Source organism: Microcoleus sp. K5-D4 (genome assembly GCF_036704575.1).
Taxonomy (GTDB): domain Bacteria; phylum Cyanobacteriota; class Cyanobacteriia; order Cyanobacteriales; family Microcoleaceae; genus Microcoleus.
Genome location: NZ_JAUBSD010000020.1, coordinates 1 through 13481, shown reverse-complemented (window position 1 = coordinate 13481; position 13481 = coordinate 1). Strand labels below are relative to the sequence as shown.

Genomic DNA, 13481 nt, shown 5'->3' with positions numbered 1-13481 from the left:
TTGACAACGGATTTTGTAACGGATTTAACGGATGTTTGGAACAGGGAAGATTGTAAAATCAACTGTCAACTGTCAACTGTCAACTGTCAACTGTCTTCGATATTTCCAAATGCGTTGCCCGATCGCAGGTGGCAACCAAAACACATGATCCAGCGATCGCTTAACCGGAATTTCGCCTAAAACCTCGGTTCGCCATGCCTGCCACATCAGCAGCAGCCAGAGATTATTGCCAATATAGCGATCGCGCATAGCAACTCCGAGTTGTCCCGATAACATCGCGTCGGCCAAATGGGGCTGCCAGCAATTTTGCGATCGCAACAGATTCGGATTCAGCCGATCGCCGATCGCAGCCCAAAACTCCCGGTAATACCAAACCTTTAACGGCACACCCATCCCGCGCTTTTCCCGCCAGACAATTTCCGGCGGCAGCCAGCGTTCGGCAGCTTTTTTGAGGATGTATTTTTCGCACGCACCTTGCAGCAGCAGCTCGCCAGGGAGTTGAAACGTCCATGCTGTGAGGTCGGGGTCGCAGAAGGGCGATCGCACCCACAAACCGCAAGCAAACGCCAATGCCGTTGCCCTCGGCTGAATATTTTGGGCACCTTTGAGCATCAGCGAAGCGCGCCGCAGCCTCGCTAGCAGGGAAGGACAGGTTTCGGGATCGATCGCGTCTTGCAGGTAAACGCTCAAATCGTGAGACTGGATGCGATCGAGCATTTCTGGCGAAAAAATCTGTTTTTCATAACCATAAAATCGCTGAAATGTCCGCAAATACTGCTGTTCAAAAGTCTCTCCTCCGGCGGGATGTTCTGCAGTGTAAACTCCGTTTGCAATCAAAGGCTTGTTTGTCCATCCAGCAAATAGCTGATCGCCATTCTCGCCATTGAATACAACTCGCACGTCTTGCGCCGCCGCCTGTTTGAGCAAAAACAGTGCAGCCGTCGTGCCATCTCCATAGGGTAAATCGAGGGCTTTGGCGGTTGGCCCGATCGCGCGCAAAACTGCATCGCCCGTCGCCGCCACCCGGATCAGCGGAATCTGGAAAAAGTCGGCCACCTGTTGCGCGTAGGGCAGTTCGGAATAGACTTCTACACCAAAATCGAGGGCATAGGCGCGCACCTGCAAGCCTGCTTTAACTAGCAGCGCTGTCACCAGGGAAGAATCGATGCCACCGGAGAGTAAAACGCCTACAGGTTCGTCGATCGGCAAATCGGCCACTTGTCGATCGATCGCCTGTTGCAACAGCCCTTGCAATTGTGCGATCGCCTCATCCTCACGGCGCAGTAATTGGGGCGCTTCTTGCCAAGCCGATTGCAGCGATTCCCTAGAGGATAGCTTCGCCGCGCGTACTTTCGGCCGATCGTTAACATCGGCGATTTCCCAAATCATCTCGCTTCCGGCTGCTACGGATGCAATTTGCTCGATCGGAGTTAACGGCGCGGGTACGTAGGAAAAGCAAGCATAGCTGTGGAGGGCGATCGGGCTAATTTGAGGGGAAGCAATCAGCGGTAGCAGCAATTGCATTTGCGTCGAAAACCAAATCGTTTCTCCCAACTGCATCCAGTACAACGGCACTCGCCCAAACGGATCGCGCCCCAGCCGTAGCTGTTTCGCTTCTACCGCCGCCCAAGCATCTCCCGGTAAATCGGTTGGCTGAAATCGCCCGCAAGCATTCAGCGTCACTGTGTCAGCGGTGAGTACAGATGCAGAGGCGATCGCCCACTCGGATAATTTGCCCTGCCGAATGCAGTAATCTGGGGCTAAACGGCTGAGCATTTTTGTGCGTGAAGCGAAGCTATCCCGTAGGGAATCGTCCAGTCCCCAATAGCCGATAAAATGTGAAGGTTTGTCGATCGCACCCATCTATTTCACCGTGAAAGGTTCACTGCTGATGACGCGCCCATCCAGGGACATCCGCACTTCCCATTTGCCTGGGGCGGCAGCAGATCCGAGATCGTAATAGCAGTGGGTATTCCAAACCGCAGTATCGATCGTGCGAGTTTGATACCTGCCCTGATGCACAGTTTGACCGCTAGAATTAATCCAGTCGCATTGTAAAGACAACTCACGACCGATCAGGGCATTTTGCAACGTCACCTGGTAGTAGATGCGGGGATTAATTTGACGGTTGACTTGAGTGAGGCTGTCACCGCCCTTTTGAGATAGGGCAATTCGGTCTTCTCCTGCGACAATTTGAGCAGTTTGCTGCTGCTGATTTTGCCCGAACAGCACGCCTATACCGATCGCAGAAATGACAACGGCTGTGGAGGCGATCGCGATCCAGCGGTTGCGTCGCTGCTGTTTTTCTAGGACTTCGCGGCGGCGCATTTGGGCGATCGCATCTTCTAAAAGCTCATCAGGCAGATTCAACTCCCGTAAAATTTCTCTTACCTGATCCGGGGCCAATTCTAACTCGCGCTGCTGCGATAACTTGTCGATCTCAGCGATCACCTGTGCTAATTGAGTTTGAGTAAGTCGAGGTTCCATAAAGTTCTTTCCAGTTAAAATTAGATATATAAATCACCCCTCTCTTCTCTTCCTCTGCGCCCTCTGCGCTCTCTGTGGTTAAATTATCCATATTATTCAATAAACAGCTCTCTAAGTCAATTCATAAAAATCATAACCTTAACCTCATAAAATTCATATTTATAGTCCTGGACGCATCGGGACTCATGCAAAACCTGGTTTTTTGTAGGAGTGTGTCTAGGACTGACTTATATAAAATCCAGACTAGGACACTCTTCTACTTTTTGGGAATCAGTTAAATTCCACTTTCCTGAATCTATTGTTTCCTGTTGGCGATTCAACCAAATTGCGTTTAATCCTGCATTTTTAGCACCACAATAATCTGCTTTGAAGCTGTCGCCGATATGCAACACATTCTCAGCAGTGCAGTTGTGCTTTTGCAAAGCAGCAGTAAAAATTTGAGAGTCTGGTTTTGCTGCACCAACCTCGGTAGAAATTGTCACTGATGTGAAATATGCAGCTAAATTTAGTGCTTTTAATACTGCATAAATTCGGGAATCGAAATTGGATACTACTGCCAATTCAATTCCTTGTTGCTGCCATTTATTTAATGCTGGCAATACGTCGGGATAGACGAACCAAGGTTCGGCGGTGGCAAAATGAGCGTAGAGTTCCACAAAGAATGTGGAAAAGTCTGAAAATTGGTGGAAAATGCCTGCTATTTGGAATGCTTTTGCGGAAACTGTTTGCCACCACTCAAATTCTAATTGGGGAATTTTTGCCGCTTCTCTCCCTGGAAATGCCATCGGACTTGCTGAGGCAAAGCTTTGGGAAAATGCTGCATTTAACTCTTCACTCTTAACTGTTACTCCAAAACTCTTAGCTATTTGTCCGTATACCTCGCCGACGCTACCGCGAACATCAAATAGTGTACCTGCGGCATCTAGAAAAATAATTTTGGTCATTTTAGAAGAAAAAGGGAAGAGGAAAGAGGACTTATCGCACATCCGGTTGCATCGGAATGATTTAACCACAGAGGACACAGAGAACACAGAGGAAGAGAAGAGAAGAGAAGAGAAAAGAGATTTGAATAATTCTTTCTTTCTTCTTCCTTTTTCCTTCTTCCTTCTAATTAGTTGTTTGCGGATTCACCACACCAGAATGATTGGCAATGTTGCCCGCAGGTTCAAATCTGCCTCCTAAATATTTGGCTAGGAATTCTTCGGCGATCGCAAAAAAGTGCAGCCGATTTTCTGGCCGCGCAAATCCGTGTCCTTCATCTGTATAAAGCACGTATTCTACAGGTTTGCCGGCTTGCTTCATGGCATTGACAATTTGCTCGCTTTCTGGTAATTTAACTCGCGGGTCGTTAGCGCCTTGGGCGATGAGTAAAGGTTTCTGAATGCGATCGACAAAAGATAAAGGCGAGATCGATTTCAAAAACTCTGGTTCTGTTTCCAAATTGCCCACGCGGTGATACAGGCTGGCTTTTCTCGGTTCCCAGTAAGGGGGAATAGTTTGCAGCAGTGTAATCAAATTGCTTGGCCCGACAATATCGACGGCGCAGGCAAAAACATCGGGACTAAAAGTCAATCCCACTAAGGCAGCATAACCACCGTAAGAACCGCCCATAATCGCAATTTTATCCTGTTGGGCAATTCCTGTTTCTACCAGCCAATTTACGCCATCTAGCAAGTCGTCGTGCATTTTAGCTGCCCATTCGCGATTGCCGGCATTGAGGAAGGCTTTGCCGTAACCGGTGGAACCGCGAAAATTGATTTGCAAAACGCCGTAACCTCGGTTTGCCAGCCATTGGGCTTGTGGATTGTAACCCCAGGTATCGCGTGCCCAGGGGCCGCCGTGAACCAGCAAGACTGTCGGTACGGGCGTTGAGACACCAACGGGTTTTGTCAGGTAGCCGTGAATGGTTAAACCATCTCTTGCGGTGTAAGAAATGGGTTCCATTGATGATAGTTGTAGCCCTTCGAGTTTGGGTTGGTTGCTGAACAGAAAGGTGAAAGTTTTGGAAGCGCGATCGTAGGTATAGTAGTAGACTGGGCCGTCGTCTGTCCTGTAAGCAATTAGCCAAGTAGTGTCGGCGAGGTTGCGACTGGTGATGGAGAATTCGCCGGGACGGAATTTGCCGAGATTCTCAAAATCCTCTGCTATGCTTTGATCTAAAATTTGCCACTCTTGCTTGTCTTTGTAGAAGGAAACTGCTTGAATCTCTCGGTTGGTCGGGTGTATCAAAATATCGCCGACATCGTATTCTGGATCAGAGGCGATCAAACTTTCTTGCTTGGTTTCCAAATCGAATGCGATCAAACGTTCGGCGTTAGCATCGTGATCGCCTCGGATGTAGAGAATTTTGCCGTTTTCTGAGAACATGACGGCAGCGCCTTCGTCGTCGGGACCCCAGCTTCGCAGGCTTTCCCAAGACTTGTCCGCAGTTTCCCTCCATAGCAATTCTTTACCGCCGTCGGCAGTTGTGGCTGTGGCCGCCCGCACTTGAAAGTGGGCGTCAGCAGCCCAATTGACGATGTTACCTGGGTTGTCGGTGTCGAGTTCAACTGCACCGTTTTGCAGATTGATGCGGTAAAGATCGTGTTTGCGCCGATCGCTGATGTTCATTTCCACTAAAATTTCATTAGGGAAGTTGCGGTCAAGGGCGATCCGATGAGCTCGAACACCTTGGAATGGTGTCAAGTCGCGAACCTGATTTGACTGGATATTGACTGAGAATAAATGCCATTGTTCATCACCATCAATATCTTGCTGATAAATGAGTTCTTCGCCACTGTAAGTCCAGAAAAAGATGCGGATGCCGCGTTTTTTATCGGCTGTTAGTTGGCGATCGTCTGCTTGACCGACGGTACGCAATTGCACTTGCAAAACGTTCTGTTCATCGGGTGCAATGTAGGCGAGATACTTGCCGTCGGGTGAAAGTTTGGGGCTAGTTTTTTCTGGGTTTCCGAACAGAATTTCCCGCTGAATTAGGGGCGGAACTTCTGTTTTTTGGTGTTGAAATGTTAAATTTTGCATTTTTTATTTGGGCTAAGATTCTCTAGCTGATGCACTCGCCCGCCAGTCCGCCAGTCCGCCAGGGAATGAATTCCACGGGGCTTATAGCTAAAGTCCTCTAAAAGAGGACTGAATAATTCATTAGACATCTCCCAAAATGATGTTTTTGTCCAAATACGGCAAGGCTTCCCAAATTTTATTAGGAGATGTCTATTAGTCCTCTTTTAGAGGACTTCAGCTTTGAGGCAGGGGTTGAAACCCCTGCCGGACTGACGGACTGAGGGAAACAGCCTTAAATTGACAGGCTTTGGACTCTTGGAGTGCCCCTACGGGTATCGATCGATCGGGGGTGTACTTCATAAACGTAGAATCTGCTGTATCTATTTGAAGAAGCATTGATTAGCTTTTAAGCAACTCTTGAATCGGCTTGCTAATCCAATTAAAACCAACTTTTAGCTGATGCTCAAATGTTGGCATCCGATAGAGATAAGCTAAGCGGCGAGCAATGTGGGCTAGTTGTCCGTCGAGTTTAATTCCTAAACCGGCTAGGGTGGCGTTGTCAATTCCTAATGTCATCATTTCTCCTAGCGGCTGATAGCGGAAAGGAAGTAATGGGCGGCCGGTGAGGGAGGCCCAAATGTTCCAGGCGGTGTAGTCAGCTTGCTGGAAGGCTGTTTGGGCTGTTCCGGGGACTTTTTGACCCGTTGCATCGTAACATTCAGCTAAGTCTCCCAAGGCAAATATATCTGGATGGTCGATAATTTGCATCTGCGGATTGACGATTAATTGACCGCGCTGGTTTTGTTTGAGGGGTAGAGATCGTACTGCTTGACTAACTTGAGTTCCTACTGTCCACAGCACTATGTCTACGGGGAGAACATCTAATTGTCCTTTGTAAAGTAAGGATATTGTGTCCGCTTCGATCGCCTCTACTTCTGTTTCTAAGTCGATCCACACTTTCCGTTTTTCTAAAGCTTGGCTGGCGGCTTCGCGGTTAAACTCCGGTGATGTCCGCAGAATCATGTCGCTTTGCTCAACTAACCGCACGCGACCTTTTTCTCCGAGTCGATCGGCTAATTTACAAGCTAATTCTACTCCTGAATAACCGGCCCCGACGATCGCCACCCGAATTTTGTCGTTGTTGCTGGCTTCTAAAAACCGCAGTCTTTCTTCTAAGCGGTAGGCGTCGTCGAGGGTGCGAAACGAGTAAGCATATTCAACCGCACCCTTGACCATATCTAGAGGGGTTTTGCCGCCTAAAGCTAAAACCAGGCGATCGCACGGAATTTCTGGCCCGTCGTGCAACTGCACTCGCTTTTCCTCCACATCGATGCCGGAGACAGTGCCTTGACAAAAGCGCACGCCTGTGTTTTCCAAGAGTTCGGCAAACGGGGGGGCAATTTCCCAGGTTTGGAGTTCGCCGGTCAGGAGTTCGTACAGCAGGGGAACGAACAAAAATCGATCGCGGCGGTCAACTAGGACAATTTCGGGTTTTTCGGTTTTGGAGAAGGGTAACTGACTCAAGCGCAGGGCTGTGTAGAGTCCGCCGAAGCCTCCGCCGAGAATGCAAATCCGGGGTTGTTGTTGAGTCATGGTGTTTTGTTTGAGGGGCGATCGGTAGCAAGGAAACTTATCTTATTCTAACGAGAGTGAGGGAGTGGGGAAGGGGGAGAGTGGGGGAGTGGGAGAGTCGGAGAGTGGGAAAGTGGGAAAATCTTCGCTCTTTCCCTCGATCCTCAACATCCATTCCTTAAATCCGTTAAACTCACATCTTGCACCATTCTCACTTAACAGGCTTTCGGGCCTGTTCCACAAAGAATGAATTTCTTGTGCGGTGGGCCCTTCTAGCCCGCTCCTAAAAGGCTTATGGAGAATGGTGGAACATCTCAGTTAAATCCTTTAAATTCGTTAGAAAATTCGTTGGCGAAGTGTTTTCTACATCTCTAGCCTTGATTAGCTCTACCTATTAGCCACCCTCAAGTTTTCTGAATGTTCGCAGAACTAATTTTGTACTATATTAGTTTATAACGAATTGTTACGCAAATTAAATTCACTTTTTATAGGGTCATCTACTCTCACACTTGCCCTCGCACTTACAAGTGAAAAAAAACCATGCAAATTTCTTCCAATTCTTCTAAATTTAAGAACGACGATCACAATAACGAAGACGGCTCATCTTTGTTAAAAAGCGAAGAAAAATATAAAAATTTAGTAGCTAATATTCCCGGTGCTGTCTACCGCTGTACCTGCGAGTATACGGACGCCGGGGAATTAACACGGACAACGGCGTTTTTGAGCGAGGCTGTTCAAGAAATATCAGGCTATCCCTCTTCTGATTTTATCAACGATCGCGTCCGTTCCTTGGCAAGCATTATCCATCCTCTAGACCGCAAAAATGTGGATGCTGTTGTCAAAAAAAGTGTAGAAACTCGAACTCCGTACATCCTTGAATACCGGATTGTCCGGGCTGACGGCGGCATTAGCTGGGTTTACGAAAAAGGCAAAGCTGTTTGCTGCGAGGCGGACGAGGCGAGAGGAAGACAAGAGGGACAAGGGGAAATTGAGGGCTTTTTGTCGGCTGTGGTTTCGCAGGTTTCGCCGATTTCGCCGATCGCAAATTCTCTGTGTCGGGTTGTTTATCTCGACGGAGTGATTTTGGATATTACTGAACGAAAGCGAGCTGAGGAAAAACTGCGAAACACTCAAGATTTTCTCAATGCGGTACTGCAAAATCTACCGATTAGTGTCTTTATTAAAGATGCTGTAGAGCAAAAATTTATTTATTGGAATACTGCTAGCGAAGAATTGTTTGGCTATTCCAGGGATGAAGTGCTCTTAAACAATGCTGCTGACTTGTTGGAGCCAGATCATGCCAATTACTTGCAAGCCCAAGATTTAGAAGTGCTGGCAACGAGAAAAGGCGTCGATTTGCCCGAACAAACTATCGAACTTCCGCGCGGGGGAAAGCGGATTTTGCACACGAAAAAAGTTCCTTTGTTTGACGATTCAGGCGCGCCTAAGTACATTCTGGGTATTGCTGAAGATATTACGGAAAGAAAAAAAAATGAAACCGAATTGTCGCGCTTGGCCATTGTGGCTCAAAAAACGCAAAATGGTGTGATTATTACTGATGCTCAAGGCTGCATTGAATGGGTGAATGAAGGATTTACTCGCATTAGTGGTTATGTGCTGGCAGAAATGCAGGGAAAAAAACCAGGTGATGTACTGCAAGGCCCTGAAACGGACCCGCTAACTATTGCTCAACTGCGATCGGCTTTGTCTGCGGGGGTGCCGTTTAATCAGGAAATCTACAATTACAAAAAGAATGGAAGGGGTTATTGGGTGGCGCTTTCAATCGCCCCCATTTATCAAGAAAATGGTGAACTCGAAGGTTTTATTGCGGTGCAAACTGATATTACGGATCGCAAGCAAGCAGAGGCAACCGTCAGGGAAAGCGAGAGTTATTACCGCTGCATTGTCGAGACGGCTTCGGAGGGCGTTTGGATGTTTGACAGCGAAAGTATCACGACTTTTGCTAACTCTCGGATGGCCGAAATGCTGGGGTATACTGTGGAGGAAATGCTGGGGCGATCGCTATTTGAGTTTATGGACTGCGAATCTAGGGAAATAGCAGAAAGTTACGTCCAGCGCAGGCGGGAAGGCATTCGCGAACGCCACGATTTTAAGTTTACTCGCAAAGACGGATCTCACTTGTGGGCGATTGTGTCGGCGACGCCGATGTTCGACGCTGAGGGCGAATTTTCCGGGGTTTTACGAATGATTACCGATATTAGCGATCGCAAACAAGCCGAAGCAGAATTGCGCCAAACTCTCAAAGAGTTGGAATTTGAAAAATTTGCTTTGGATCAATCGGCGATTGTCTCTAATACCGACGAATTTGGCTCCATTACCTATGTCAACGATCAATTTTGCGAACTATTTAAATATTCCCGAGAAGAATTGATCGGCAAAACCCACAGACTTGTTAATTCGGGTTATCACCCAGCCGATTTTTTTAAGCAGCTTTGGTCAACCATCCGCCAGGGAAAGGTTTGGCGGGGAGAAATGAAAAATCAAGCTAAAGACGGTACATTATTCTGGTTGGATACTACGATTGTACCTTGCTTAAATACCAGCGGAGAACCTCATCAATATGTAGCAATTCGCAAAGATATTACCAAGCGCAAACACGCCGAAGAAGCGGTGCAGCTTTCCGAAAGTCAATTGAGGGCTAAAAATCTAGAATTGGCAAAAGCCCTACGGGACGTGCATAAAACTCAAAGCATGATGGTTCAAAATGAAAAAATGGTAAGTTTGGGGCAATTAGTCGCTGGCGTAGCTCACGAAATAAACAATCCAGTTAGCTTTATTTACGGCAACGTCATGCACGCTGACGATTACTTTAAAGACTTGCTAAAAATGCTGCAACTTTACCAGCAGGAATACCCGAACCCAACACCGGCAATTCAACAAGAGATAGATGATGTAGATTTAAATTTTCTGCTCAAAGATTTGCCGAACCTGTTAAATTCTATGAAAATGGGAGCCGAGCGAATTCGCCAAATTGTGCTGTCCTTAAAGAATTTTTCGCGATTAGATGAAGCCGAACAAAAGCAGGTGGATATTCACGAAGGGATTGAAAGCACTTTGTTGATTTTGCAGCACAGGTTGAAAGAAACGGCAGGGCGTCCTAAAATTGTGCTCCTCAAAGAGTTCGGCAATTTGCCCCGCGTACAGTGTTATGCAGGACAGTTGAATCAGGTTTTTATGAATATTATTGGGAATGCAATTGATGCTTTGGAAGAGGCAATGGAGACTGGACACTGGGCAGAGGGACAACTGGCGCCTATTCCTTATTGTCCTTCGCCGACGCTGCGGATTTGTACGGATGTAAAATATGAACAGGATGCTTTGATGCAGGCAGAGTCTGCTGTTTCTGATGATTCAATGCGGCATCCTTCTCATATTGTGATTCGGATTGCTGACAACGGGCCGGGGATTCCGATAGATGTTCACAAAAGGCTGTTCGATCCGTTTTTTACTACGAAAGAACCTGGTAAAGGTACTGGTTTGGGGCTGTCTATCAGCTATCAAATTGTGGTGGAAAAACACGGCGGGCTGCTTAAGTGCGATTCTGCACCGGGTCAAGGCACAGAATTTGCGATCGAGATTCCTGTAAAAAAAATAGTTAGTTAGGTAGGTGCGCCCCTACGTACCCTACAGCTAGTAAGTAAGGTGCAATTCCTGCAATAGTTCATCCCCCATTTAGGAAGTTATCAAATGAATTACAACGTAATTTACGACGGCAATTGCAATCTGTGCGTTACCTTGGTACAGTTACTAGAAACCTTAGACCAAGGCCAGCGGTTTGAGTATATTCCCATGCAAGATTTAGAGCAATTAAATAGCTTTGGGATTACGTCTCAAGACTGCGAAATGGGGATGATTTTGATAGATGGCAACACCCCAGAACGGCGCTGGCAGGGCAGCGATGCGGCGGAGGAAATCGGGCGGATACTTCCTGCTGGGGAGGTGTTTGTGGCTGCTTACCGGGCAATGCCGGGGATGAAGTGGATGGGCGATCGTGTGTACGAACAAGTCCGCGATAACCGCTATACTTTGTTTGGCAAGCGATCGACTACTTACAAATCTGTTTATCCAGTTGGTTGTAAGTCGATCGACAATTGCGATAATAGGGACTAATACCAAATCCAGCTTATTTCTAGGAGTTACGCATTGACAGAATAACAAAATACTGAATTGATAAATATAGGTTCTCTACTTTCTAGGTATCGAACAATCAGAGAAATCACTAAATCATCCATAGCGCAATGCAATCTAGACCTATACACCTTATTTTTACTGTCAGAGCCAAAGTTGGGAGGTTGTAGCAGGTTATCAGAAATATTGGGAGACGTTTCACATTCAGGGTGTAAATCGCTTTTTATTGAGAAAGCGATATGAACCGAAAGATTTATTCAAGATCAGAAGTGTTGAATGATAGGAAAAGATTGCTAAAATTGGCCCAACAATGTATAATTGCAGAGTTATAAATTATTAATAATTAACTGAAATGCTATTTTCTAACTTCCCCAAAATTGTCAAACGGTATCTCGCCCATTTACCCAAAGATGATTATCCAGTTTTAGATAGCTTCACATTTGTCTCCTGCTGGCTAGGGTTTAGTTTTGACCAAAGTCTGGATACTATGCGTTCCCTATTTTACCGTTTAAACAGTCGAGATATTTCCCTAGATATATCAACTTTTTCCAAGGCTAGTAAGCATAGAGATATTGATGTTTTTGTAAAAATATTTGAAAGATTACAAGCCGATATAAAACGTCAATTAATTAACAAAGATTGTCTCAGCTTATTCCCTTTAGATTCAACGATAGTTACCTTGACAAGTAAATTACTATGGCAACAGGAATACCATCAAGTAAAATTATTTGCTGGAACGGACAATGAACGGGGAATAATTGATGGAGTACACATTCATTTTGGCCAAGGTCATGACAGTGAGCATGGAGATGAAACTATAGCAGCCACACCTCAAAATGGAGTCGCTGTAATGGATAGAGGTTTTTCTAGCTCTGAACGCGTTCAAGCATTAATGAAACAAGAAAATCAATATTTTGTACTACGAATTAAAAATAATTCTACTATCAAGATGAAGGAGGATGGAACTTATGAAGTGTGGAGTGACCAACGAAAAGTTCAAGTAAGATTAGTGACTTTTTCAGATTTAGAAACACGAACTGAATTTAGGTTTGTCACTAATTTACCTAAATCAGGAGAATTAGCATACACCAATGAAGAAATTGGAGAAATTTATCGCAGACGATGGCAGATTGAATTGCTGTGGAAATTCTTAAAAATGCATTTAAAATTGGCTCGTTTAATTACTAAAAATACTAATGGAATCAAGATACAAATCTATGCCTGTTTGATTTGTTATTTGTTGCTTCAGTTAGTTGAACTTCCTGATAAAATTGGAAATAAACTCTTAGACAAATTACGATATTTACAGGCTTTTATGTGTGAGAAAATCAGCTATATTCACTGGTTTAAGGAACTTGTTTTCAATTGCTAAAATCAGCATTTTATAGGATTCGTATGTCTATTTTCAGAATCCTATCAATAAGCGTTCAACACTTCTGATTCAAGATAATAGATAAAATTATTAACTGGGTAGGAGGAATACTATAGCAATCCTAATTTATTTGTGAACACCCATGTGATCAAATATAAAAAGCATAATAAACAGAGAATTGCCCAAATGGATAGCCAGGTACTCGATCGCAAAAAGCAAGACTTAGAGTTAGATGATTTTATTGAATCAACTTCATATCATCGAGAAATTAAACGAGCATTGGTAGTTAAATGGAGTTTGTCAGGGATATGTTCTCGTCAAATTATTAAACAGTTAAACGTTTCCTTGGGATTTATTAATAAATGGAATAATAAATTTTTAATTTGGGGAGTGAAAGGGCTGAAAATGGGGTAAAAAGGGAAGGATGGCTATTTAAGTAAATCAGAAAAAGCCGAAATAATTCTCTGGTTAAGTCAGAGACAAATGTGGGATTTGGCAGAATTAGCTATCTATATAGAAGAGAAATATGGAGTAATTTATCAATCACAACAAAGTTACTATTCTTTATTTGAATCAGCTCAAATTAGTTGGAAAAAGTCCCAAAAGAAGAATCCTAAAGGAGACCCCAAATTGGTAGAATCTAAAAAAAAATAAATTAACGAGTATTTAGAAACATGGCAGTGAGATATAAAACAAAGAACAATTAAAATGGTTGAGATTTGAACACATAGAGGAGTTGAGAGCAGCGGTGCAAAAAGAGTTAAACAAGTTGACGAATGAAGTCATTGCTTCTTTGACGGGATGGCAATTCATTTTAGATGCATTAGACCTCTTGCAAAAAAAATCTATGTTATAATTAAAGGTTTTGAATTTTAGATCTGAAAGCTAACTCATAATTGTA

Annotated in this window: 11 protein-coding genes and 1 pseudogene; 6 read left to right on the top strand and 6 right to left on the bottom strand. The window is 44.9% G+C overall.

From position 1 onward, the window contains the following. Positions 1-72: 72 nt before the first annotated feature. The 6 genes from QUA77_RS08870 to QUA77_RS08845 form a co-directional block, all read right to left on the bottom strand. A complete protein-coding gene (locus QUA77_RS08870) occupies positions 73-1863 on the bottom strand; it encodes an asparagine synthetase B family protein (RefSeq protein ID WP_333449891.1) in 1791 nt (596 codons plus the stop codon). Beyond that, on the bottom strand, positions 1864-2487 hold the full coding sequence (locus QUA77_RS08865) for a DUF3859 domain-containing protein (RefSeq protein ID WP_333449890.1): 624 nt from the start codon (positions 2485-2487) through the stop codon (positions 1864-1866). A gap of 227 nt (positions 2488-2714) precedes the next feature. Next, on the bottom strand, positions 2715-3431 hold the full coding sequence (locus tag QUA77_RS08860; RefSeq protein ID WP_333449889.1) for an HAD-IA family hydrolase: 717 nt from the start codon (positions 3429-3431) through the stop codon (positions 2715-2717). Between the two features lie 163 nt (positions 3432-3594). Continuing rightward, a complete protein-coding gene (locus QUA77_RS08855; protein WP_333449888.1) occupies positions 3595-5508 on the bottom strand; it encodes a S9 family peptidase in 1914 nt (637 codons plus the stop codon). A gap of 213 nt (positions 5509-5721) precedes the next feature. Continuing rightward, complete coding sequence (locus QUA77_RS08850) at positions 5722-5883, bottom strand: hypothetical protein (RefSeq protein ID WP_333035121.1); 162 nt, start codon at positions 5881-5883, stop codon at positions 5722-5724. A 3-nt stretch (positions 5884-5886) separates the two neighbouring features. Continuing rightward, complete coding sequence (locus tag QUA77_RS08845; protein WP_333035122.1) at positions 5887-7080, bottom strand: NAD(P)/FAD-dependent oxidoreductase; 1194 nt, start codon at positions 7078-7080, stop codon at positions 5887-5889. A 519-nt stretch (positions 7081-7599) separates the two neighbouring features. On the opposite strand from QUA77_RS08845, the gene QUA77_RS08840 reads away from it, so the two are divergent. The 6 genes and pseudogenes from QUA77_RS08840 (at position 7600) to QUA77_RS08815 (ending at position 13234) form a co-directional block, all read left to right on the top strand. After that, on the top strand, positions 7600-10683 hold the full coding sequence (locus QUA77_RS08840) for a PAS domain S-box protein (protein ID WP_333449887.1): 3084 nt from the start codon (positions 7600-7602) through the stop codon (positions 10681-10683). An 84-nt stretch (positions 10684-10767) separates the two neighbouring features. Further along, on the top strand, positions 10768-11190 hold the full coding sequence (locus QUA77_RS08835; protein ID WP_333449886.1) for a DCC1-like thiol-disulfide oxidoreductase family protein: 423 nt from the start codon (positions 10768-10770) through the stop codon (positions 11188-11190). A gap of 96 nt (positions 11191-11286) precedes the next feature. Beyond that, positions 11287-11473 (top strand): annotated as a pseudogene (locus QUA77_RS08830) (IS701 family transposase); the annotation flags it as partial. A gap of 87 nt (positions 11474-11560) precedes the next feature. Continuing rightward, positions 11561-12580, top strand: coding sequence for an IS4 family transposase (locus QUA77_RS08825; protein WP_333035126.1), 1020 nt, complete (start codon positions 11561-11563; stop codon positions 12578-12580). Between the two features lie 186 nt (positions 12581-12766). After that, complete coding sequence (locus tag QUA77_RS08820) at positions 12767-12994, top strand: helix-turn-helix domain-containing protein (RefSeq protein WP_333035127.1); 228 nt, start codon at positions 12767-12769, stop codon at positions 12992-12994. A gap of 69 nt (positions 12995-13063) precedes the next feature. Then, entirely contained in the window at positions 13064-13234 is a 171-nt protein-coding gene (locus tag QUA77_RS08815; protein WP_333035128.1) for a winged helix-turn-helix domain-containing protein, read from the top strand. Positions 13235-13481 lie beyond the last annotated feature (247 nt).

Bases quoted from the DNA above. Each gene is read 5' to 3' on its own strand.
- QUA77_RS08870 (WP_333449891.1), bottom strand. From the start codon at position 1,863: ATGGGTGCGATCGACAAACCTTCACATTTTATCGGCTATTGGGGACTG.
- QUA77_RS08865 (WP_333449890.1), bottom strand. From the start codon at position 2,487: ATGGAACCTCGACTTACTCAAACTCAATTAGCACAGGTGATCGCTGAG.
- QUA77_RS08860 (WP_333449889.1), bottom strand. From the start codon at position 3,431: ATGACCAAAATTATTTTTCTAGATGCCGCAGGTACACTATTTGATGTT.
- QUA77_RS08855 (WP_333449888.1), bottom strand. From the start codon at position 5,508: ATGCAAAATTTAACATTTCAACACCAAAAAACAGAAGTTCCGCCCCTA.
- QUA77_RS08850 (WP_333035121.1), bottom strand. From the start codon at position 5,883: ATGCTTCTTCAAATAGATACAGCAGATTCTACGTTTATGAAGTACACC.
- QUA77_RS08845 (WP_333035122.1), bottom strand. From the start codon at position 7,080: ATGACTCAACAACAACCCCGGATTTGCATTCTCGGCGGAGGCTTCGGC.
- QUA77_RS08840 (WP_333449887.1), top strand. From the start codon at position 7,600: ATGCAAATTTCTTCCAATTCTTCTAAATTTAAGAACGACGATCACAAT.
- QUA77_RS08835 (WP_333449886.1), top strand. From the start codon at position 10,768: ATGAATTACAACGTAATTTACGACGGCAATTGCAATCTGTGCGTTACC.
- QUA77_RS08825 (WP_333035126.1), top strand. From the start codon at position 11,561: ATGCTATTTTCTAACTTCCCCAAAATTGTCAAACGGTATCTCGCCCAT.
- QUA77_RS08820 (WP_333035127.1), top strand. From the start codon at position 12,767: ATGGATAGCCAGGTACTCGATCGCAAAAAGCAAGACTTAGAGTTAGAT.
- QUA77_RS08815 (WP_333035128.1), top strand. From the start codon at position 13,064: ATGTGGGATTTGGCAGAATTAGCTATCTATATAGAAGAGAAATATGGA.